This is a genomic window from Pseudomonas sputi (assembly GCF_021603585.1).
Lineage (GTDB): Bacteria > Pseudomonadota > Gammaproteobacteria > Pseudomonadales > Pseudomonadaceae > Aquipseudomonas > Aquipseudomonas sputi.
Window position 1 is genome coordinate 17,259 of the sequence record NZ_BQHI01000020.1, and the last position, 23,272, is coordinate 40,530.

A 23,272-nucleotide genomic window follows, 5' to 3' on the forward strand; every position below is an offset into this window, starting at 1 on the left:
TTTTTTTTACCAGCGGTGTTCAAACCGGCTTTTGAACGTCGATAGAGAGCTTCAGAAGAGCCTTTATAGTCGGAAATTTCCCGTTTGATGGCGCCTATGCCAAACTAACCCGCATATAGACAAGGTGAAAACTCTCTAATGGCCGATTGGCAGTCCCTCGATCCCGAGGCCGCTCGTGAAGCGGAAAAATACGAAAACCCTATTCCCAGCCGCGAACTGATCCTTCAGCACCTTGCTGATCGGGGTTCGCCTGCTGCCCGCGAGCAACTGGTCGAAGAGTTTGGTCTGACCACAGAAGACCAGATCGAAGCCCTGCGCCGCCGCCTGCGCGCCATGGAGCGCGACGCTCAACTGATCTACACCCGCCGTGGCACCTATGCGCCGGTGGACAAGCTCGATCTGATCCTCGGTCGCATCAGCGGTCATCGCGACGGCTTTGGCTTCCTGGTGCCGGATGACGGCTCCGACGACCTGTTCATGAGCCCGGCGCAAATGCGTCTGGTGTTCGATGGCGACCGTGCCCTGGCCCGTGTTTCCGGCCTGGACCGTCGCGGTCGTCGTGAGGGCGTGATCGTCGAAGTGGTGTCCCGTGCCCACGAAAGCATCGTCGGCCGTTATTTCGAAGAAGGCGGCATCGGCTTCGTCGTTGCGGACAACCCGAAGATCCAGCAGGAAGTGCTGGTGACGCCGGGCCGTAACGCCAACGCTCAGATCGGTCAGTTCGTCGAGGTGAAAATCACCCACTGGCCGACGCCGCGCTTCCAGCCCCAAGGCGATGTGATCGAAGTCGTCGGCAACTACATGGCGCCAGGCATGGAAATCGATGTTGCCCTGCGCACCTACGACATTCCGCACGTCTGGCCTGAAGCCGTTCTGAAGGAAGCCGGCAAGCTCAAGCCGGAAGTCGAAGAAAAAGACAAAGAGAAGCGCATCGACCTGCGTCATCTGCCGTTCGTCACCATCGACGGCGAAGATGCACGCGACTTCGACGACGCGGTCTACTGCGAATCCAAGCCAGGCAAACTGCGGCTGTTTTCCGGTGGCTGGAAGTTGTACGTGGCGATTGCCGACGTTTCCAGTTACGTGAAGATCGGTTCGGCCCTGGACAACGAAGCCCAGGTCCGTGGCAACTCGGTGTACTTCCCCGAGCGCGTGGTGCCGATGCTGCCGGAGCAGCTCTCCAACGGCCTGTGCTCGCTGAACCCGCACGTTGATCGTCTGGCCATGGTTTGCGAGATGACCATCTCCAAGTCCGGCGAGATGACCGATTACTGCTTCTATGAAGCGGTGATCCACTCCCACGCCCGCCTGACCTACAACAAGGTCAGCGCGATGCTGGAAACGCCGAAAGCCACCGAGGCGCGCAAGCTTCGCGGTGAATACACCGACGTCTTGCCGCATCTGAAACAGCTCTATGCGCTGTACAAGGTATTGCTGGCCGCCCGTCACGTACGCGGCGCGATCGATTTCGAAACTCAGGAAACCCGGATCATCTTCGGTTCCGAGCGCAAGATCGCCGAAATTCGTCCGACCACCCGTAACGACGCGCACAAGCTGATCGAGGAATGCATGCTGGCGGCCAACGTGGCCACCGCCGAGTTCCTGAAGAAGCACGAAATCCCTGCGTTGTACCGTGTCCACGACGGCCCGCCGCCGGAGCGTCTGGAAAAACTGCGGGCGTTCCTCGGTGAGCTCGGCCTGTCCCTGCACAAAGGCAAGGAAGGTCCGTCGCCAAAGGACTATCAGGCCCTGTTGGCCAGTATCAAGGATCGTCCGGATTTCCACCTGATCCAGACCGTGATGCTGCGCTCCCTGAGCCAGGCGGTGTACAGCGCCCAGAACGAAGGCCACTTCGGCCTGAATTACGAAGCCTATACCCACTTCACCTCGCCGATCCGTCGTTACCCGGACCTGCTCACGCACCGGGCGATCCGCAGCGTGATCCATTCGAAGCAGGACACCCCGCACGTTCGCCGTGCCGGTGCGATGACAATTCCGAAGGCGCGCATCTATCCGTACGACGAAGCGGCGCTGGAGCAACTCGGCGAGCAATGCTCGATGAGCGAGCGCCGTGCCGACGAAGCGACCCGCGACGTGGTGAACTGGCTCAAGTGCGAGTTCATGAAAGACCGCGTGGGCGAATCGTTCCCGGGCGTGATCACCGCGGTGACTGGTTTTGGCCTGTTCGTCGAACTGACCGATATCTATGTCGAAGGCCTGGTGCACGTGACGGCACTGCCGGGTGACTACTACCACTTCGACCCTGTGCACCACCGCCTGGCGGGCGAGCGCACCGGTCGCAGCTTCCGCCTTGGCGACACCGTTGAAGTGCGGGTCATGCGCGTCGATCTCGACGAGCGCAAGATCGACTTCGAGATGGCGGAAAAAACCATCAGCGCGCCGATCGGCCGCAAGAAGCGTGGCACCGAGACGACCGCTCCAGCGGCCAAGGTTGTGGAAGAAAAGGCTCCGGCAAAATCTGCCAGCCGTCGTCCGGCCAAGGAAAAGGCTGTCGAGGCCTATCGTCCGAGCGATGCCGTGGCGAAAAACGCCGAGCTGCGCAAAAGCCGTGAAATGAAGAAGGCCTTGCTGGCCGATGCCAAAAACGGTGGTAAAGCGGCGTCCGGGGGAAAGACCGGACGGTCGGCGCCTGACAAGGCCTCCGGCGGCAAGCCAGCCAAACCGAGCAAACACCGTAAGGGCCCGCCGAAAGCGGGTTCCGCTCCAGCCAAAAGTGGCGGGGCGCGTAAACCGAAGGCGAAGTCATGAGTCAGTTGGAAAAAATCTACGGCGTTCACGCGGTAGAAGCGTTGCTGCGTCACCACCCAAAACGCGTCAAACAGATCTGGCTGGCCGAAAGCCGCAACGATCCGCGCGTGCAAACGCTGATCGAACTGGCCAACGAAAACCGGGTCCAGATCGGTCAGGCCGAGCGCCGCGAAATGGACGCCTGGGTCGAAGGCGTGCATCAGGGCGTGGTGGCGGACGTCAGTCCGAGCCAGGTCTGGGGTGAGGCGATGCTCGACGAGCTGCTCGATCGCACCGAAGGCGCGCCGCTGTTGCTGGTGCTCGACGGTGTGACCGACCCGCACAACCTCGGCGCCTGCCTGCGTTCGGCGGACGCTGCCGGTGCGCTGGCGGTCATTGTGCCGAAAGACAAGTCGGCCACTCTGACGCCTGTCGTACGTAAAGTGGCTTGCGGCGCGGCGGAAGTGATTCCGCTGGTGGCCGTCACCAACCTTGCCCGCACCCTGGAAAAGCTTCAGCAGCGTGGATTGTGGATTGTCGGTACGGCGGGAGAGGCTGAGGTCAGCATCTATGACCAGGACCTGACCGGCCCGACCATTCTGATCATGGGCGCCGAAGGCAAGGGCATGCGTCGCCTGACCCGCGAGCATTGCGACTATCTGGTACACCTGCCGATGGCCGGTAGCGTCAGCAGTCTCAACGTCTCGGTTGCGACGGGCGTTTGCCTGTTCGAAGCCCAGCGCCAGCGCGGTGCCAAGGCCAAGGTCGCTTCGCGCAAGCCGTAAGCGCCGAGCTGCAAGCCTCAAGCTAAGAGCGGCCCTCGCTTACAGCTTGAGGCTCAATGCTTGCAGCTGCTGTTCAAATAATCACCAATTGCCTTGCACCTCTTCAGTCCCTTCTCTACAATTGCGCCCCTTGCTGTGGCGGCAGGTACGCATGTGCCCCGCGCCAGCAAGTCCATAAGTGTCATTCACTCCTTGTCTGACCGTTTTTGAGCGGCAGGCTACAACCCGTAAGGAGCATTCATGCGTCATTACGAAATCATCTTTCTGGTCCACCCTGACCAGAGCGAGCAAGTCGGCGGCATGGTTGAGCGTTACACCAAGCTGATCGAAGAAGACGGCGGCAAGATCCACCGTCTGGAAGACTGGGGCCGTCGTCAACTGGCCTACGCAATCAACAATGTTCACAAGGCTCACTACGTGATGCTGAACGTTGAGTGCACCGGCAAGGCCCTGGCCGAGCTGGAAGACAACTTCCGCTACAACGATGCTGTGATCCGTAACCTGGTCATCCGTCGCGACGAAGCCGTTACCGGCCAGTCCGAGATGCTCAAGGCTGAAGAAAACCGCAGTGAGCGCCGTGAGCGTCGCGAACGTCCTGAGCACGATGGCAGCGCCGATGGCGATGACACCGATAGCGACAGCGACAACAGCGATAACGCTGACGAGTAATCCACGGACCTTTTAAGGAGCCTATCAAATGGCACGTTTCTTCCGTCGTCGTAAATTCTGCCGCTTCACCGCTGAAGACGTGAAGGAGATCGACTACAAAGATCTCAACACTCTGAAAGCCTACGTATCCGAGACCGGCAAAATCGTTCCAAGCCGCATCACCGGTACCAAAGCTCGTTATCAGCGTCAGCTGGCCACCGCTATCAAGCGCGCCCGCTTCCTGGCCCTGCTGGCCTACACCGACAGCCACGGCCGCTGAGACCGGGCAGTCGACAAGTAGCAAAGGATTGAATGCATGCGTGCCTTAGCTGAGTTCATCATGCGCGGCCGCATGCAGGCCACTCTCGTAGTGGCCGGGTGTGCAACATTGCCGTTGTTGTATTGGTTGGGTGCTGCCGCCGGGAGCCTGGTGCTTCTGCGGCGCGGATTGGCCGACGCCCTGGGCGTCGTGTCGCTGGGACTGCTGCCGGCATTGATCTGGTGGTTGTATGCCGATGACCCACGGGCACTTCTGGTGCTGCTGGGGTCTTCGGGGCTTGCGCTGGTGTTGCGCGCAAGCGAGTCCTGGGTCCGCACGCTGCTGGTCAGCGTAGCCATGGGGCTGGTGTTTTCAGTGGTGCTCGGGGCGGCGTTCGCGCCCCAGATCGAGATGCTGGCGCAGGCCTTGATAAAGGTCATGCCCGCGCTTCTCGGTGATGCCTACCAACATTTGTCGGTAGACGAGCAGGCGCGTTTCGCGTCGCTGATCGCACCAGTCCTGACCGGCCTGATTGCGGCCTTGTTGCAGATCGTCAGCGTGCTGAGCCTGATTGTCGGGCGTTACTGGCAGGCGTTGTTGTACAACCCGGGTGGTTTTGGTCGCGAGTTTCGCGCCATCAGGATCCCGCTGGGGCCGGCGATGTTACTGCTGGCGTTGATGCTTCTGGGCCCGAATCTCGGTGCGCAGATGGCCATGTTGACGCCGTTGTGCAGTGTACCGCTGGTGTTCGCCGGGCTGGCCCTGATTCACGGGCTGGTGGCGCAAAGGCGACTGGCCGGTTTCTGGCTGGTGGGGTTGTACGTGACGCTGTTGCTGTTCATGCAGCTGATCTATCCGTTGCTCGTGGTTCTGGCCATTGTCGACAGCCTGATTGATTTTCGCGGTCGGGTGTCGAAAGACACCGATAACGCGAACGGTGAAGGTTAAAAGTTAAGAGGATTTCCACATGCAACTGATCCTTCTGGAAAAAATCGCCAACCTGGGCAACCTGGGCGACAAAGTAAACGTTAAGGCCGGTTACGGCCGTAACTACCTGCTGCCTTTCGGCAAAGCTACCGCTGCGACCGCTGCCAACCTGGCTGCGTTCGAAGAGCGTCGTGCTGAGCTGGAAAAAGCCGCCGCAGACCGTAAGGCATCGGCTGAAAGCCGTGCTGCCCAACTGGCCGAGCTGGAAGTGACCATCACTGCCACCGCTGGCGACGAAGGCAAGCTGTTCGGTTCGATCGGTACTCACGACATCGCTGACGCACTGACCGCCTCCGGCGTTGAAGTGGCGAAAAGCGAAGTTCGTCTGCCGAACGGCACCATCCGCAACGTGGGTGAATTCGACGTGGCTGTGCACCTGCACGCCGAAGTTGAAGCCACCGTACGCGTTGTCGTGGTAGCAGCTTAAGCAACACCCTGATCGACTGGCGGCTTGTCCGTCAGACGGTTAACATCGGGCACGATCCTGTTTACAGGTCGTGCCCTTTGTCTTTCTGCACTCCCTGCTTTTCCTGATTAAAAAGTGGCCATGAACGAAATCTCCGCTCCCGAGCAATACGATCTGCAAACCGCCGCGCTGAAGGTGCCGCCGCATTCCATCGAGGCCGAACAGGCCGTGCTCGGTGGTCTGATGCTGGACAACAACGCCTGGGAGCGCGTGCTCGATCAAGTCTCCGACGGCGATTTCTACCGGCATGACCACCGTCTGATTTTCCGCGCGATCGCCAAACTGGCCGATCAGAACTTGCCGATCGACGTCGTCACCCTTGCCGAGCAACTGGACAAGGAAGGTCAGACCTCGCAAGTCGGCGGCCTCGGTTACCTGGGCGAGCTGGCGAAAAACACGCCGTCCGTCGCCAACATCAAGGCCTATGCGCAGATCGTTCGCCAGCGCGCGACGTTGCGCCAGTTGATCGGTATCAGCACGGAAATTGCCGACAGCGCCTTCAACCCCGAAGGTCGCACCGCCGAGGAAATCCTCGACGAAGCCGAGCGGCAGATCTTCGCGATTGCCGAGGCGCGGCCAAAAACCGGCGGCCCGGTGGGTGTGAATGACCTGTTGACCAAGGCCATCGACCGCATCGACACCCTGTTCAACACCGCCGATTCGATCACCGGCCTGTCCACCGGTTACACCGACCTCGACGAGAAAACCAGCGGCCTGCAACCGGCCGACTTGATCATCGTCGCCGGCCGTCCATCGATGGGTAAGACCACCTTCGCGATGAACCTGGTGGAAAACGCCGTGTTGCGCAGCGACAAGGTAGTGCTGGTGTACTCCCTCGAGATGCCAGGCGAATCGCTGATCATGCGTATGCTGTCGTCCCTCGGTCGTATCGACCAGACCAAGGTGCGTTCCGGTCAGTTGGAAGACGACGACTGGCCGCGGCTGACCTCGGCGGTCAACCTGCTCAACGACCGCAAGCTGTTCATCGATGACACCGCCGGCATCAGCCCGTCGGAGATGCGTGCCCGGACCCGGCGCCTGGTTCGCGAGCACGGTGACATCGGCCTGATCATGATCGACTACCTGCAGTTGATGCAGATCCCGGGTTCCAGCGGTGACAACCGGACCAACGAGATTTCCGAGATCTCCCGATCCCTCAAAGCCCTGGCCAAGGAATTCAACTGCCCGGTAGTTGCTCTGTCGCAGCTCAACCGCTCCCTGGAACAACGTCCCAACAAGCGTCCGGTGAACTCCGACTTGCGGGAATCCGGAGCGATCGAGCAGGACGCCGACGTGATCATGTTCGTGTACCGGGACGAGGTGTATCACCCGGAAACCGAACACAAGGGCATCGCCGAAATCATCATCGGCAAGCAGCGGAACGGTCCGATCGGCTTCATTCGCCTGGCGTTCATCGGCAAATACACCCGTTTCGAGAACCTTGCCCCGGGCAGCTACAACTTCGACGACGACGAATAATGGCCCAGTGTTTCAACCGGCTCCCCGGGCCGGTTGAAACGAAGCGTCCGACCGTCTCTGTTGCTGTCGTCGGGCCAGACGGTCATTGACGGGTTGGGCGGGCTATGGCCGAACCTGTGTGCCGACGGGTGGTTCATTTGCGCAGTCGAAGAGCTTCTGTGCAACCTTCGGGCTGATGTATTCCCGCCATATGGGCTGATGGGCAAGCCCCGCCTGCTCCTGGCGTTGCTGGAATACGCTGCCCGTTCCGGCCTGGGCAAGGGTTTTCATGTGGGCCCCCCTGACCGTGTAATCCAGCGGACGTCGATCCTGTCGGTCGTAATGGAAGTGGGCTTCCCACAGCGGGGTATTGGCGGAGCGATCATTGATCGAATAGACATCGAGAAACGATTTGTCCTTGCCCTTGCCCAACTGCTTTCGGGCGACGGTCTTGATGACATTGAGTTCGGAATGTTCGAGCAGGTAGTTCAGTCGCAAAACGTCCAGTACGGTCTTGTCCTTGTACATGCGGACCATGATTTTGCGTCCCGCTGCACTGAGCGAATCACCCGCTGCTTTGAGGCGCGCGATGACGCTGGCGGCCTGCGCATCGCTGGCAACCCCCTCGATGTTCTCCAGGCGTCTGGCCAATCCGTGAAGCTCGTCGGCGCTCTCGTCCAGTGATTCCCGGATACTGGTCGGATTGGACTTGCGGCTTTCCATCGCCAGTCCCTCGTCCAGTAATCCATCGACCCTGGCGAGCAGTTGCGTGGCCTGACCGAGCAGCTGTGGTGTGGAAGCCGCAGGGGGCGTAGAGCGCATCGGCAGCCATTCCCCCTGTCTTTTCTCGTAGCGTTGAGGCGGGGCATCCGGTTTGAACGGGTCCGGAACGTGAACCGTGACGCTACCGTCCGGATCGACTTGCTTGACCCCTACCAGAACCCGGTAAGCCCCATGCTGACGGGTCCGGAAGATCTTTCGCGGGGCGCTCGGGGCGGCTGTCGGGGCGGGCTGCTGCGGCACGAAGTCCAGGTCGATGTCCTGATCGAGTGCGGGCCACTCGGTGTTGCTGTCGACCCTGGCGTAGATATCGTTCAACTGGCCTTCGATCCTCGACTCGAATGTTCCGAGTACGGAGATCGCTTCCTGCAGGTAAGGTGCCTTTATGGGCGGCAGTGCCGGCAACCGATCTGCGAAGCGGCCTTTTTCCGTTCTGATTTCATCGAGTGCCAATTGCAGGACGCCTGGCCGAGACTGGCCGGAAACGTTGTGCAGTTCTTCTACAATCAGACTGACGGCCATGTAGCTCCGTATTCCGAACGGCGGCGGGATGTTCGGGTCATCGGAGAGCAGGCGCAGGCAGAGGTTGTATCGGGTACAGTTGATCTGGTCAGCGCCGGGTATGCCTCGATTGATCTCTTCGATTTCGAGTGCAGCGCTGCGGGATACCTTGCGAACCTGATCCATTACGGCCTGGCGGTCATCGAGGATCTGCAGTTTCTTGCTCATGTGAGCGAGATTGCCTTTCAGCGCATTGACCGTCATCAGTGCAACAGTGGGGTAAGCCCGCCGATCCATGATGGCGAGCAGTTTGTTGAAATAGTCGATCCTGGCCAGCTGTTGTTCATGCAGTTCGGTTTTGTAGACACCGCCGGCTTTCATCATGACCAGCCAGTCCTTGTTGTCGATGAGTGACTGGACGTACTCGGCTTGGAGGCGGATATGTTTGAGGGTATGGACTTCAAGTCCGATCAGCGCCGCTCTTTCGATGTCGCTGCCTTCCGGCAGATGTTGGGCAACGCCCCAGAGCTCATTGAAGCGCGCGTCGGACGCTTGCAGCGCACCGAAGGCTTCCCTGACAGGCTCATACCGCTGTAGCAAAAGCGCGACATTGGCTCGGGCAGCAGGGGTTCGGGGCATTCCACCCAGAAGGCCGAAGCGGCTCGATACCCAGCCGAGGTTGGGGTCTCGAGCAATGGCCAGGGTTTCACCGGGCCGGCTCGCGCGATAAACGTTATCGGTATCGTGGGCGACCGGATCCTTCGGGTTGACGATGCGCCAGACGTTTCTGGCGGGAGAGGAGGCATCGATGTCTCGCATGACCTGGTAGGCATGGCCCTCGATGACCGCGTATCGCTTGCCTTCAAAACCGTGCAGTCCCTCGCTGTCCGTCGATGTACCGGCGAAATCCAGAGGCGTACGAAAGCTTTCCAGGCGGTTTGGTGGCAGCGGGGAACCGATCAGGTCAGCGTCGTCGGGCAAAAACCAGCGCAGACTGAAGGGATCCTGCAACAGGATCGGCCCGGAGGGTTTCAATTCGCCGGGCAGCTTGGCGCGGTACAACCCGTTGTCGGGGTCCAGGCCCACATGCAGGACGTGGTCATCCTCGGTACTGACGAAGAGTCGACCTTTGAGTCGGATGAGACCCTGATCGTCGGGATCCGGCAGCAAGAGACCGGGACGGATGCGATAGTCCGCCATTGAAAGCGGCACGGGAATGGCCGGTGTTCCAGCGTTCGGGATTTCGCTGACGGTCAGTGGTGGCGCCGCTGTTATCGCATCCATGTCACCGACGGTCGGCAATCTGTCCGGTCGCTGGTCGGGAAAGGGACGCGGGTTGATCGGGGGCAATCGCGAGGTCATCTCGCTCCTGGCGAGGGGGGCTGTGACCGGGCGCGAGGGCCGGGTATGTACTTCAGCGCTGGTAACACCCTTTGAAGGCGGTTTTACGGGCATGTCTTTTCATCCTTGAATGCATGATTGAAGTCTTCGGCGTCACGGCCTGGTTTTACTGCGAACCCGAAAGGTGCAGATCATCGGGAGCGGGGCCGGGGGGCGGGAAACGGCAATTGGAGAAACCGACCACAGTCGTCGGAATTGGTCAAAATTTGTGCTATATTCCGCGCCCGCGAAATTCAATGAAAGCCAACACCGGTTATCGACATGCAAGCAGCCAAGCCGTTATTTGACTATCCAAAATATTGGGCCGAATGTTTCGGGCCAGCGCCGTTCCTGCCGATGAGCAGGGAGGAGATGGATCAGCTTGGCTGGGATTCCTGCGACATCATCATTGTGACGGGTGATGCGTACGTCGATCACCCGTCCTTCGGCATGGCGATCATCGGCCGGCTGCTGGAGTCGCAAGGCTTCCGCGTCGGGATCATCGCGCAGCCGAACTGGCAGTCCAAAGACGATTTCATGAAGCTCGGTGAGCCGAACCTGTTCTTCGGCGTCGCGGCCGGCAACATGGACTCGATGATCAACCGCTACACCGCGGACAAGAAAATCCGTTCCGACGACGCCTACACCCCGGGTGGCATGGCCGGCAAGCGTCCGGACCGTGCGAGCCTGGTCTACAGCCAGCGTTGCAAGGAAGCCTACAAGCACGTGCCGATCGTGCTTGGCGGCATCGAAGCCTCCCTGCGCCGCATCGCCCATTACGACTATTGGCAGGATCGCGTGCGCAACTCGATCCTGATCGACGCCAGCGCCGACATCCTGCTCTACGGCAACGCCGAGCGAGCGATTGTCGAGGTCGCCCAGCGTCTGTCCTATGGTCACAAGATCGAAGACATCACCGATGTACGCGGCACCGCGTTCATTCGTCGTGATACGCCGGCAGGCTGGTACGAAGTCGACTCCACGCGCATCGACCGTCCGGGCAAGATCGACAAGATCATCAACCCGTACGTGAATACCCAGGACACTCAGGCCTGCGCCATCGAGCAGGAGAAGGGCCCGGTTGATGACTCGGAAGAAGCCAAGGTCGTACAGATCCTGGCCAGCCCGAAAATGACCCGCGACAAGACGGTGATCCGTCTGCCGTCGATGGAAAAGGTGCGTAACGACCCGGTCCTGTACGCCCACGCCAACCGCGTGCTGCACCTGGAAACCAACCCGGGCAACGCCCGTGCGCTGGTGCAGAAGCATGGCGATGTCGATGTCTGGTTCAACCCGCCGCCGATTCCGATGACCACTGAAGAAATGGACTACGTGTTCGGCATGCCTTACGCACGTGTTCCGCATCCTGCGTACGGCAAGGAAAAAATCCCTGCCTACGACATGATCCGTTTCTCGGTGAACATCATGCGTGGCTGCTTCGGTGGCTGCACCTTCTGCTCGATCACCGAGCACGAAGGCCGGATCATCCAGAACCGTTCCGAAGAGTCGATCATTCGCGAAATCGAAGAGATCCGCGACAAGGTGCCGGGTTTCACCGGCGTCATTTCCGACCTCGGCGGCCCGACCGCGAACATGTACCGCATCGCCTGCAAGAGCCCGGAAATCGAATCCGCGTGCCGCAAGCCGTCCTGCGTGTTCCCTGGGATCTGTCCGAACCTGAACACCGACCACTCGTCGCTGATTCAGCTGTACCGCAGCGCCCGGGCGTTGCCGGGTGTGAAGAAGATCCTGATCGCCTCCGGCCTGCGTTACGACCTGGCGGTCGAGTCGCCGGAGTACGTCAAGGAACTGGTGACCCACCACGTCGGCGGTTACCTGAAGATCGCCCCGGAGCACACCGAGGAAGGTCCGCTCAACCAGATGATGAAGCCGGGGATCGGCACCTACGATCGCTTCAAGCGCATGTTCGAGAAGTACACCAAGGAAGCCGGGAAAGAGCAGTACCTGATTCCGTACTTCATCGCCGCGCACCCGGGCACCACCGACGAAGACATGATGAACCTGGCCCTGTGGCTCAAGGGCAACGGCTTCCGGGCCGACCAGGTGCAGGCGTTCTATCCGTCGCCGATGGCCACCGCCACTGCGATGTACCACTCGGGCAAGAACCCGTTGCGCAAGGTCACCTACAAGAGCGACGGCGTGACCATCGTCAAGAGCGAAGAGCAGCGTCGTCTGCACAAGGCGTTCCTGCGTTATCACGACCCGAAAGGCTGGCCGATGCTGCGTGAAGCGCTGACCCGCATGGGCCGCGCCGACCTGATCGGGCCGGGCAAGCACCAGCTGATCCCGCTGCATCAACCGGCCACCGACAGCTACCAGAGTGCCCGTCGCAAGAATTCGACGCCGGCCGGCAGCCACAAGGTCGCGAAGGACAAGACCACCAAGATCCTCACTCAGCACACCGGTCTGCCTCCGCGCGCCAGTGACGGCGGCAATCCTTGGGACAAGCGTGAACAGGCCAAGGCCGCGGCATTCGCCCGCAACCAGCAGGCCGCCAAGGAGCGCAAGGAAGCGGCGAAAGGCAAAGGCCCGAAACCGGCACGCAAGCCGGTCGTACCACGCTGAAACGCACTTGAGCTGAACAGAACGCCAACCTTCGGGTTGGCGTTTTGCGTTGTGCCTCGCAACATTTGCGTGCAACTGTGCCAAAGCATTTCACCGCATCGCCCGATTTTGGTGCTGTACTGCCTTGAGCATTCCGGGAAAGCGCCCAAGCCTCTGCATGGCATAAGTCTTGCGCGCTTTCGAATACGCTTGGGCTCGCAGGAGGTACGCCGTGTCGATTCATGTCGCATTGCATCACGTCACGCATTACCGCTACGACCGCGCTGTCGAACTCGGCCCGCAGATCGTGCGGCTGCGCCCGGCTGCCCACAGCCGCACGCGCATTCTGTCCTATTCACTGAAAGTCTCGCCCGAGCAGCACTTCATCAACTGGCAACAAGACCCTCAGGGCAACTACCTTGCACGGCTGGTGTTCCCCGAGAAAACCGCCGAACTGCGGATCGAGGTCGACCTGCTGGCCGAGATGGCGGTGTTCAACCCGTTCGACTTTTTCCTCGAACCCTACGCCGAGAAAATCCCCTTCGCCTACGCCGCCGATGAGCGCAAGGAGCTGGCGCCGTACCTCGAAACCCTGCCGCTGACGCCGAAATTCCAGGCCTATCTGGATGCCATCGACCGCACGCCGTTGCCGGCCGTGGATTTCCTGGTGGCGCTCAACCAGCGTCTGAGCGAGGACATCAATTACCTGATTCGTATGGAACCGGGGGTGCAAACCCCGGAACACACCCTTGAACATGCCTCCGGCTCCTGCCGCGATTCCGCGTGGCTGCTGGTGCAACTGTTGCGCAACCTCGGGCTGGCGGCGCGTTTCGTTTCCGGCTACCTGATTCAACTGACCGCCGACGTGAAAAGCCTCGACGGCCCGTCCGGCACTGATGTGGACTTCACCGACCTGCACGCATGGTGCGAGGTGTATCTGCCCGGCGCAGGCTGGATCGGCCTTGATGCCACTTCCGGCCTGTTCGCCGGGGAAGGACATATTCCGCTGGCCTGCAGCCCCGATCCGTCCTCAGCGGCGCCGATCAGTGGTCTGGTGGAGCCTTGCGAGTGCGAGTTCAGCCACGAAATGTCGGTGGAGCGGATCTGGGAAGCGCCACGGGTCACCAGGCCCTACACCGATGAGCAGTGGCTGGCGATCCAGGCGCTGGGTCGGCAGATCGATGCCGACCTGCTGGAAGGTGACGTTCGACTGACCATGGGCGGCGAACCGACCTTCGTGTCCATCGACGACCCCGACGGCGCCGAGTGGAACACTGCCGCCCTGGGCCCGGACAAGCGCCGGCTCTCCGCCGAACTGTTTCAGCGCATGCGCAAACATTACGCCCCAAAAGGGCTAGTGCACTTCGGTCAGGGCAAGTGGTATCCCGGAGAACAACTGCCGCGCTGGTCGCTTAATTGCTACTGGCGCCGCGACGGCGTGCCGATCTGGCACAACAACGCGTTGATCGCCGATGAGCAGCAGGATTACGGCGCCACGGGTGAACTGGCCGGGCGCTTTCTGGCGAGTGTCGCCGAACGCCTGAAACTGCCGACACGCTTTGTGTTCCCGGCCTACGAAGACAACTTCTATTACCTCTGGCGCGAGGGCGCCTTGCCGAGCAACGTCAGCGCCGAAGACTCGCGACTGGAAGAGCCGCTGGAACGTGCGCGACTGCGCAAGGTGTTCAGTCAGGGGCTGGACAAGATCATCGGCCAGGTACTGCCGCTGGCGCGCACCGCCAAAGGTGATCAATGGCAGAGCGGGCGCTGGTATCTGCGCGACGAGCATTGCCGGTTGGTGCCCGGGGATTCACCGCTGGGCTATCGCTTGCCGTTGGGTTCGCAGCCTTGGGTGAAGGCGGCGGAGTATCCGTTCATTCATCCGAACGATCCGAATCAGGATTTCCCCGAACTGCCCGAAACGTCGCAGCTCAACGATCATGGCGAGCCCGCTCCGACCAACGAGCGTGTGCCAAAGATCGACGAGTCCGCCGACTGGCTGACCCGCACCGCGTTCTGCGCCGAGGCCCGGGAGGGCCGGTTGTACCTGTTCATGCCGCCGCTGGAACGGGTCGAGGATTATCTGGAATTGGTGGCTGCCATCGAAGCCACTGCCGAGGAACTGCATTGCCCGGTATTGCTGGAAGGCTATGAGCCGCCGAGCGATCCACGTCTGAGCAATTTCCGTATCACCCCGGATCCTGGCGTGATTGAGGTCAACGTCCAGCCGTCGGCGACCTGGGACGAGTTGGTCGAGCGTACCGAGTTTCTGTACGAAGAAGCGCGGCAGACTCGACTGTCCACCGAGAAATTCATGGTCGACGGACGGCACACCGGCACCGGCGGTGGTAACCATTTCGTGCTCGGCGGCGCGACACCGGGCGATTCACCGTTTCTGCGCCGCCCGGATCTGCTGCGTAGCCTGATCAGCTATTGGCACAACCATCCGTCTTTGTCGTACCTGTTTTCCGGCCTGTTCATCGGCCCGACCTCCCAGGCACCGCGCGTCGACGAAGCGCGCAACGATGCGCTGTATGAACTTGAAATCGCTTTCGCGCAGATGCCGGCGCCGGGAGAGGAGTGCCCGCCGTGGCTGGTCGACCGCTTGCTGCGCAATCTGCTGATCGACGTCACCGGCAACACCCACCGCGCCGAGTTCTGCATCGACAAGCTGTATTCACCGGAGGGTGCCACCGGACGTCTGGGTCTGCTGGAGTTGCGTGCGTTCGAAATGCCACCCCATGCGCGTATGAGCCTGGCCCAGCAGCTGTTGCTGCGGGCGCTGGTGGCGCGGTTCTGGCGCGAGCCTTATGCACCGCCGAAACTGGTGCGTTGGGGGACGGAGTTGCACGACCGCTTCCTGCTGCCGCACTTCATCGAGCAGGACTTCGCCGACGTCATCGTCGAGCTCAACAATGCCGGTTACCCCCTGCGTGCGGAATGGTTTGCGGCGCATCTTGAGTTTCGTTTCCCCAAGGTCGGCGATTACGCCGTCAACGGCATCGAACTGGAGTTGCGTCAGGCTCTCGAACCCTGGCATGTGCTGGGCGAGGAAGGCGCGGCGGGTGGCACGGTGCGCTACGTCGACTCATCGCTGGAGCGCTTGCAGGTCAAACTCACGGGGCTGCCGCCGCAGCGTTATCTGCTGACCTGCAATGGAATACCGGTGCCGCTGCAATCGACCGGCCGGGTGGGCGAGTTCGTCGCCGGTGTGCGTTTCCGCGCGTGGCAACCGGCCAACTGCCTGCAGCCGACGATCCCGGTGCATGCGCCGCTGGTGTTTGACCTGCTCGACACCTGGATGCAGCGCTCGCTGGGCGGCTGCCAGTACCATGTCGCGCATCCGGGTGGGCGCAATTACGAGTCGCTGCCGGTCAATGCCAACGAAGCGGAGAGCCGGCGCATGGCGCGTTTCTTCCGCCTCGGACACACCCCGGGGAAAATTCCTGTACCGGTCCTGGCAATCTCCGACGAGCTGCCGATGACCCTCGATTTACGACGTTTCTGAATCATGCACGACGCCCGGATTTTTCGTATATCCGGGCGTCATGTGCCTGCGTTAGTCTGACCGTTCCTTGCCGGCTGCCGAGCTTTCCATGCCTGACCTGCTTGACCGCTACCCGCTGACGGCGGGCACCTACCACGAACTGCTCGACGACAGCGGGGCGGTGCGCCCGCACTGGCGGCGACTGGTCGACCAATTGCAGCGCAGCACCCCGGCGCAACTGGTGCAGCGTCAGGCGCTGCTGACCCGGCAGATTCAGGAAAACGGCGTCACCTACAACGTGTATGCCGACCCCAACGGCGCGGATCGCCCGTGGGAACTGGATCTGCTGCCCCACGTGATCGCCGCTGACGAGTGGCAACAGCTGTCTGCCGGGATCGCCCAGCGCGCGCGGCTGCTCAATGCGGTGCTGGCGGACCTGTATGGCCCGCAGCGGTTGATCCGCGATGGCTTGCTGCCGGCGGAGCTGGTGTTCGGCCACAACAACTTCCTCTGGCCCTGTCAGGGCATTGCGCCGCCGGACGGGGCCTTTCTGCATCTGTATGCCGTGGATCTGGCGCGTACGCCGGACGGGCGCTGGTGGGTGACGGCGGACCGCACCCAGGCGCCATCGGGGGCCGGGTATGCGCTGGAAAACCGCACCATCGTGTCCCGCGCCTTCCCCGAGTTGTACCGGGATCTGAAGGTGCAGCACCTGGCCGGATTCTTCCGCACCCTGCAGGAAACCCTGGCCCGTCAGGCTCCCTGCGACGATGACGCGCCGCTGGTGGTGTTGCTGACCCCGGGGCGTTTCAACGAAAGCTATTTCGAGCATCTTTATCTCGCCCGCCAGCTCGGCTATCCGCTGGTGGAGGGCGGCGACCTGACGGTACGCGATGCCACGGTCTACCTGAAAACCCTCAGCGGCCTGCGCCGGGTGCACGCGATCATGCGTCGGCTCGATGATGATTTCTGCGATCCGCTGGAACTGCGCACGGATTCGGCGCTGGGTGTTCCGGGATTGCTGGAGGCGGTGCGTCAGGGCCGGGTGCTGGTGGCGAACGCGCTGGGCAGCGGCGTGCTGGAGTCGCCGGGGTTGCTGGGTTTCCTGCCGAAGATCAATCAGTACCTGTTCGGCGAAGAGCTGATTCTGCCGTCCATCGCCACCTGGTGGTGCGGCGAAGCGCCGGTGTTGGCCCAAGCCCTGGAAAAACTGCCGGAGCTGCTGATCAAACCGGCGTTCCCGTCGCAAAGCTTTACGCCGGTGTTCGGCCGGGATCTGAGCGAAAAACAGCGTGAAAGTCTCGCTGCGCGCATGCAGGCCCGACCTTATGCCTATGTTGCGCAAGAACTTGCCCAGTTGTCCCAGGCGCCGATCTGGCAGCCCGAGGACGGGCAACTGCAACCCCGGGCGATTGGCATGCGCATGTACGCGGTGGCCAGTCACGACGGTTATCGGGTGTTACCCGGTGGCCTGACCCGGGTTGCGGCCGAGGCTGATGCCGAAGTGGTGTCGATGCAGCGCGGCGGCGCGAGCAAGGATACCTGGGTGCTGGGGGATCGACCGCCGAGCGGGGAGCAGTGGAAAGCCCAGCGCAGCATCGGCGTGCCTGATCTGGTGCGCCGCGATCCGTATCTGCCGTCGCGGGTGGTGGAAAACCTGTTCTGGTTCGGCCGTTACTGCGAGCGTTGCGACGACAGCGCGCGGCTGCTGCGGATCATGCTGGCGCGCTACGTCGACGGTGATGACCCGCAAGCCTTGCAGGCTGCGGTGGATCTGGGCGAGCGGCTGATGCTGCTGCCGGATGAAGGTGAACTGCCGGAGCGCTTGCTCGCGGCACTGCTCGGCGAGGATTGGTCGTTCAGCCTGCGTTCCAACCTGCAGCGCTTGCAGTGGGCGGCATCCCAGGTGCGCGGCAAGTTGTCCCGGGAAAACTGGCAGGCGCTGGTGGAGTTGCAACGTGAGGCTTCGGAGCTGGACACTGATGAACCGGATTTTGGTGAACTGCTGGATTTTCTCAACCGGCTGGTGATGTCGCTGGCGGCGCTGTCCGGGTTTGCCTTCGACGACATGACCCGCGACGAAGGCTGGCGTTTCCTGATGATCGGCCGGCGGATCGAGCGCCTGCAGTTTCTCAGCAGCAGCCTTGCGGGTTTCCTGCGTGGCGCCGGGGCGTTCGATCAAGCCGGGCTTGAGTGGTTGCTGGAGCTGGGCAACAGCAGCATCACCTATCGCTCGCGTTATCTGGCGGTGGCGCAGTTGATTCCGGTACTCGACCTGTTGCTGCTGGATGAGCAGAACCCCCACGCGGTGCTGTTCCAGCTGAAACTGGTGACTCGCACCCTCAGGCGCCTTAATGATGATTTCGCTGTACCCAGGGAGGCCGGATTGCCGCTACTGGTCGAGCGTCTGGCGCGCTTCGACCTGAGCTGTCTGGAGAACCCGCTGTTTGGCGAGTCCAGCGTGCGCGCGGCCCTCGACGGTCTGGCGGATCTGCTGCAGCAGATCGCCGACGCCAGCAGTCAGGTGTCCGACCGTCTGGCCCTGCGCCATTTCGCCCATGTCGATGATGTCAGCCAGCGCACGGTGTCCGTCTGATGAGTGCCCATTACCAGATCTTTCACGACACCTGCTATCGCTACGACAGCCCGGTGTCCCTGGCCCAGCAACTGGCGCATCTGTGGCCGCGTGAATGCGAGTGGCAGCGTTGCACCGAGCAACAACTGCTGATCAGTCCGGAGCCGACCACCCGCCGTGACGAGCAGGATGTGTTCGGCAATCCGCTGACCCGCCTGGCCTTCGAACGGCCCCACGATGAATTGCAGGTCAACGCCAGGCTGACGGTTGAAGTGCGGGTGCGGCCCGTGGTGGATTTCAATCAGTCACCGGCCTGGGAACTGACCCGCAACGCGCTGACCTACAGCAGCCAGCCGCTGTCCGCCTCGTTGCTGGAAGCCTGTCGCTATCGATTCCAGTCGCCCTACGTGCATCTCAAGCGCAGCTTCGTCGAGTTCTCGCAGAGCTGTTTTCCGGCCGGCAGACCGTTGATGCTGGGGGTGGAGGCCCTGATGCAGAAGATCTTCAGCGAATTCACCTTCGATGCCGAAGCGACGCAAGTCGCGACGCCACTGGTGGAAGTGCTGGAGCGCCGGCGCGGGGTCTGTCAGGACTTCGCGCACCTGATGCTCGCCTGTGTGCGATCACGCGGGCTGGCGGCGCGTTACGTCAGCGGCTACTTGCTGACCCAGCCGCCACCCGGGCAGCCACGGCTGATCGGCGCCGATGCGTCCCATGCCTGGGTCTCGGTGTTTTGCCCGGTGCTGGGCTGGGTGGATTTCGATCCGACGAACAATGTGCAGCCGGCACTGGAGCACATCACCCTGGCCTGGGGCCGGGATTTCTCCGATGTGTCGCCGTTGCGTGGGGTGATTCTGGGGGGAGGGAGCCATGATCCGGAGGTGCGGGTCACGGTGATGCCGCTGGAATAGGTGCGATCCATTGCAGGAGCCAGTCAGCTCCCGCAATGGAGGGTGTTCAATTTCGCGGATCAGCTCAGGCGTCGGGTGCCTGGTCTTTCGGTGCTTCAACATCATCATCGGTCGCCACTTCCCCGTCAGGGTTCAGTGCCGCTTCTTCAGCCATCTGTTTCTTGCGCTGAAGCTTTTCCTCTTTCTTCTGTTCCTTGGCCAGGTCACGTTGACGTTTGGCGAAGGAGTAATTGGGTTTGGCCATGGGCGATCCTCTGGGGTCGAAGGTGAGGTTGAGCGGCGCGTATTCTGCCCTGTATCGGTGCCCGGCGGTTAACCGGGTTTCTGGTCGACCCACTTGGGCGTGACGGTGGGCTTCCAGGTGTCGAGGGCTTCGAGCAGCGTTTGCGGCGATTCACTCACTTGCAGCATGTCACGGTGCGGCGCGCGAACGAAGCCTTCGCCGACGATGTGATCGAGAAATGCAGTGAGTCTGCTGTAGAAACCGTTCACTTCCAGCAGGCCCAGCGGCTTGCCGTGGTAGCCGAGTTGACCCCAGGTCCAGACTTCGAACAGCTCCTCCAGGGTGCCGAGGCCTCCCGGCAGGGCGATGAACGCATCGCTGAGTTCGGCCATCCGCGCCTTGCGGGCGTGCATGCCGTCGACCACTTCCAGGCGCGTCAGGCTCTTGTGACCGATTTCCTTGTCCATCAGGCTCTGCGGGATGATCCCGATCACTTCGCCACCGGCCGCCAGTGCGGCGTCGGCGACAATCCCCATCAGACCGACGGCGCCACCGCCGTAGACCAAGGTCAGTTTGCGCTCGGCAATCGCAGTGCCTAGGGCGATGGCGGCTTCGGTATACGCCGGGGTGGTGCCGGCGTTGGCACCGCAAAATACACAAACGGATGTGAGAGACATGCCTTCCTCCTGGGTCAATCGGTCACAGGGTAATGGCTGGCACGCCTTGATCCAAGGGCTAGACTTCGCGTTTCGGGGTTTCATAGGTACCGCTGGCGCCACAGGCGTAAGCGGCGAGCAGACTGCACAACAGGCTGTTGAAGGACATGGCTGATGCTCCAGATGAGTGTTGAGCCCTGAAGATACGGTCCGGCCAAACGTCTGGCTGTTAGATTGTTTCGATGAGTGTCATAGCCTGAAAGTTGTATACAATTTTTGACTCAAGTCATAGGAACTTGCGAAGATTTCAGGCAGTCTTCCAACCACTTGTGTTTTGTTAACCCTGCCTTGGAGATTCACCATGTTTTCCAAAGTTGTTGCGGTATCCCTGCTGGCGCTGGCCAGCAGCCAATTGATGGCTGCCGAGTGCAAAACCACCGTTGATTCCACCGACCAGATGTCCTTCAACACCAAGGCCATCGAGATCGACAAGAGCTGCAAGACCTTCACCGTCGAGCTGACCCACTCCGGCAGCCTGCCGAAGAACGTCATGGGCCATAACCTGGTGATCAGCAAAGAAGCCGACATGCAGCCGATCGCCACCGATGGCCTGGCCGCCGGCATCGACAAGAACTACCTGAAGGACGGTGACGAGCGCGTCATCGCTCACACCAAGATCATCGGCGCCAAGGAAACCGACTCGTTGACCCTCGACGTGTCCAAGCTCAAGGCGGACGAGAAGTATGGCTTCTTCTGCTCGTTCCCGGGCCACATCTCGATGATGAAAGGCACTGTGACCCTGAAGTAATTCGGTTCACGGGTAACACGAAAAACGCCGCTGCAAGTGATTGCAGCGGCGTTTTTTTGTCTGCAGACCAAGGGTGTAACTGATGATAACCGTCGGTCTGAAATGCACCTCAACCTGTAATTTCTGACAGTAGACGCAGATTTTAAAGATGGGTCAGATGAGGAGACGCTTAGATGACTGTGCGTTCCCTTCAGAAAAAGGAGTTTTCGTATGACTGATCAAGAGAAACTGCCCGAGCAACACACTTTGGTTCAGACGGGGCAGAGGAGTACTGCGAAAAGTACAACCATTATCGAATCCGTTACTGATGGTGATGGTAAACCTGTTGAAGATGGCGGTTTCACCGAAAGTCGAAATTTATCTTTTACTGGTCGTGCTGCTCCTGATCAAAAGGCACAGCTTCTCGATAACGGTGTACCCGCACACGATCTTGTGAATGTTGATAGTCGTGGCCTATTCAGTTTGATCGTTACAAACCAGGAAAACGGGGGGCATGGCTACACCGTGAAAACCACCGACGGACAAGAGTCTGACTCATACACAGTTCACGTGGTAGGGCGTCAGAACGCCAATATATTGTGGATAAGCGATACCAAGGGAGATGTCATCGAAAATGGTAGTAGCACGAAATCTGTCGATCTGAATTTTGAAGGCCGCAGTGAGCCATACTCCAGCGTCACTCTTAAGGATAACGGAGTTCCTGTAGGCATTCTGAACGTCCCTGGAGATGGGGGGTGGAGTGCTGCACTGGAAGGGCTAACAGCCGGGACGCATGTATTCACAGTGGCAGGAAGCACGGGTGTTGAGTCCGAACCCTGGGTCGTTGTGATTGTGGACAGCGTGACGCTAACCATTCAGTTTCTTTTGGGAGAGAGCGGAAAGTTGATCGGCAATCACGAGCAAACGACTGATACATCGTTAACGGTTGTCGGTACGGCTAACCCAGGAGAAGAAGGAAAAATAGTTGATTACCAGAGCGATCTGGTTCGATTCAAGGCCGACTCGAACGGAGTCTATACGGCAAGGATTTCGAATCTGGCTGAAAAGGCTCATACCATCAGAGCGATAACGGATGATGGTCGAATCTCGTCCCCTTGGGCATTCAGGGTGGTTCCGGCAAAAGCCCGTTAAATCTGCATTGAATCCCGTTCAAAGAAAAGCCCGCTGAGGATCATTCCTCAGCGGGCTTTTTCATTCACTGAGCGATCACGGCGCAAACGGCATCACGCGCTTGTGATGAGTCTTTTTGTAGGTGTTGACGATGATGTCGAACGCTTCCTGGCGCACCGGCTCGCCGTGCAGGAAAGCGTCGATCTCGGCGTAGGTCACGCCGTGGGACGCCTCGTCCGGCTTGCCCGGCGACAGGTCTTCCAGATCCGCCGTCGGCACTTTTTCCACCAGCGATTCCGGTGCGCCGAAGCTGCGGGCGATGGCCCGGACCTGGTTTTTCACCAGACCGCTGAGCGGGGCGAGGTCGCAGGCGCCGTCACCGAACTTGGTGAAGAAGCCCATCACCGCTTCCGCCGCGTGGTCGGTGCCGATCACCAGGCCATGGGCTGCGCCGGCGATGGTGTACTGGGCGACCATGCGCATCCGCGCCTTGGTGTTGCCGAGCACGAAATCCACCGACACCGCGTGCTTGCCTTCGAAGGCTGCGACTTCGCTGGCCAGGGACTTCACTGCCGGCCCGATATTGACAGTGTGACGCTCGTCCGGGGCGATGAAGTCCACCGAGGCCTGGGCGTCGTGTTCATCGAACTGCACGTCGTACGGCAGGCGTACGGCGATGAACTTGTAGGCCTCGTCACCGGTGCGCTCGCGCAGTTCACGCATGGCGCGCTGGGCCAAAAGGCCGGCGGTCAGCGAATCGACCCCGCCGCTGATGCCCAGCACCAGGGTCTTGAGCCCGGAATTGGTCAGGCAATCCTGGATGAAGGTGATGCGGCGGGCGACTTCCGCTTCGAGGGCCTGGTAATCGGCGAACGGCGGCTGAACGTTGAGCTGTTCAGCAATCTCACGCTGTACGGCTTGCATG

The 23,272-nt window shown here is 60.8% G+C and carries 17 protein-coding genes; 13 read left to right on the plus strand and 4 right to left on the minus strand.

What is annotated here, in order from left to right; genetic code table 11:
- Positions 1–138 precede the first annotated feature (138 nt).
- The 7 genes from rnr (at position 139) to dnaB (ending at position 7,372) form a co-directional block, all read left to right on the plus strand.
- Positions 139–2,769 carry a ribonuclease R gene (gene rnr / locus L6D81_RS22100; RefSeq protein ID WP_236181924.1) on the plus strand — a complete coding sequence of 877 codons (2,631 nt, stop codon included), beginning with the start codon at positions 139–141 and terminating at the stop codon, positions 2,767–2,769.
- A complete protein-coding gene (gene rlmB / locus L6D81_RS22105) occupies positions 2,766–3,533 on the plus strand; it encodes a 23S rRNA (guanosine(2251)-2'-O)-methyltransferase RlmB (RefSeq protein WP_236181925.1) in 768 nt (255 codons plus the stop codon). Before rnr ends, rlmB begins: the two co-directional genes overlap by 4 nt.
- Positions 3,534–3,773: 240 nt before the next feature.
- Entirely contained in the window at positions 3,774–4,202 is a 429-nt protein-coding gene (rpsF, locus tag L6D81_RS22110) for a 30S ribosomal protein S6 (RefSeq protein WP_236181926.1), read from the plus strand.
- 28 nt (positions 4,203–4,230) lie between these two features.
- A complete protein-coding gene (gene rpsR, locus L6D81_RS22115; RefSeq protein WP_002551829.1) occupies positions 4,231–4,461 on the plus strand; it encodes a 30S ribosomal protein S18 in 231 nt (76 codons plus the stop codon).
- A gap of 36 nt (positions 4,462–4,497) precedes the next feature.
- Positions 4,498–5,388, plus strand: a complete 891-nt coding sequence (locus tag L6D81_RS22120; RefSeq protein WP_011332192.1) for a YybS family protein — start codon at positions 4,498–4,500, stop codon at positions 5,386–5,388.
- Between the two features lie 19 nt (positions 5,389–5,407).
- Positions 5,408–5,854, plus strand: coding sequence for a 50S ribosomal protein L9 (gene rplI / locus L6D81_RS22125; RefSeq protein ID WP_003186385.1), 447 nt, complete (start codon positions 5,408–5,410; stop codon positions 5,852–5,854).
- Positions 5,855–5,974: 120 nt separating this feature from the next.
- On the plus strand, positions 5,975–7,372 hold the full coding sequence (gene dnaB / locus L6D81_RS22130; protein ID WP_011332193.1) for a replicative DNA helicase: 1,398 nt from the start codon (positions 5,975–5,977) through the stop codon (positions 7,370–7,372).
- A 102-nt stretch (positions 7,373–7,474) separates the two neighbouring features.
- Here the strand turns inward: dnaB and L6D81_RS22135 are convergent, their stop codons facing one another.
- Complete coding sequence (locus L6D81_RS22135; RefSeq protein WP_236181927.1) at positions 7,475–9,994, minus strand: hypothetical protein; 2,520 nt, start codon at positions 9,992–9,994, stop codon at positions 7,475–7,477.
- A 300-nt stretch (positions 9,995–10,294) separates the two neighbouring features.
- On the opposite strand from L6D81_RS22135, the gene L6D81_RS22140 reads away from it, so the two are divergent.
- The 4 genes from L6D81_RS22140 (at position 10,295) to L6D81_RS22155 (ending at position 19,550) form a co-directional block, all read left to right on the plus strand.
- Positions 10,295–12,598, plus strand: a complete 2,304-nt coding sequence (locus L6D81_RS22140) for a YgiQ family radical SAM protein (RefSeq protein WP_236181928.1) — start codon at positions 10,295–10,297, stop codon at positions 12,596–12,598.
- 211 nt (positions 12,599–12,809) lie between these two features.
- On the plus strand, positions 12,810–16,085 hold the full coding sequence (locus L6D81_RS22145; protein WP_236181929.1) for a transglutaminase family protein: 3,276 nt from the start codon (positions 12,810–12,812) through the stop codon (positions 16,083–16,085).
- Between the two features lie 88 nt (positions 16,086–16,173).
- Entirely contained in the window at positions 16,174–18,660 is a 2,487-nt protein-coding gene (locus L6D81_RS22150) for a circularly permuted type 2 ATP-grasp protein (protein WP_236181930.1), read from the plus strand.
- A complete protein-coding gene (locus tag L6D81_RS22155; protein ID WP_236181931.1) occupies positions 18,660–19,550 on the plus strand; it encodes a transglutaminase family protein in 891 nt (296 codons plus the stop codon). Before L6D81_RS22150 ends, L6D81_RS22155 begins: the two co-directional genes overlap by 1 nt.
- 64 nt (positions 19,551–19,614) lie before the next feature.
- Here the strand turns inward: L6D81_RS22155 and L6D81_RS22160 are convergent, their stop codons facing one another.
- Together L6D81_RS22160 and L6D81_RS22165 are read right to left on the minus strand one after the other, a co-directional pair.
- Positions 19,615–19,794 carry a hypothetical protein gene (locus L6D81_RS22160; protein ID WP_007950694.1) on the minus strand — a complete coding sequence of 60 codons (180 nt, stop codon included), beginning with the start codon at positions 19,792–19,794 and terminating at the stop codon, positions 19,615–19,617.
- Between the two features lie 68 nt (positions 19,795–19,862).
- Positions 19,863–20,450: an LOG family protein gene (locus L6D81_RS22165; RefSeq protein ID WP_236181932.1), complete on the minus strand. Its 588-nt coding sequence runs from the start codon at positions 20,448–20,450 to the stop codon at positions 19,863–19,865.
- Positions 20,451–20,790: 340 nt separating this feature from the next.
- Between L6D81_RS22165 and azu the strand changes: the two genes are divergently transcribed.
- Positions 20,791–21,237 carry an azurin gene (azu, locus tag L6D81_RS22170; protein ID WP_236181933.1) on the plus strand — a complete coding sequence of 149 codons (447 nt, stop codon included), beginning with the start codon at positions 20,791–20,793 and terminating at the stop codon, positions 21,235–21,237.
- A gap of 210 nt (positions 21,238–21,447) precedes the next feature.
- On the plus strand, positions 21,448–22,368 hold the full coding sequence (locus L6D81_RS22175; RefSeq protein WP_236181934.1) for a hypothetical protein: 921 nt from the start codon (positions 21,448–21,450) through the stop codon (positions 22,366–22,368).
- 75 nt (positions 22,369–22,443) lie between these two features.
- Here the strand turns inward: L6D81_RS22175 and nadE are convergent, their stop codons facing one another.
- Positions 22,444–23,271: an ammonia-dependent NAD(+) synthetase gene (nadE, locus tag L6D81_RS22180; protein WP_085611050.1), complete on the minus strand. Its 828-nt coding sequence runs from the start codon at positions 23,269–23,271 to the stop codon at positions 22,444–22,446.
- Between the last annotated feature and the right edge of the window lies 1 nt (position 23,272).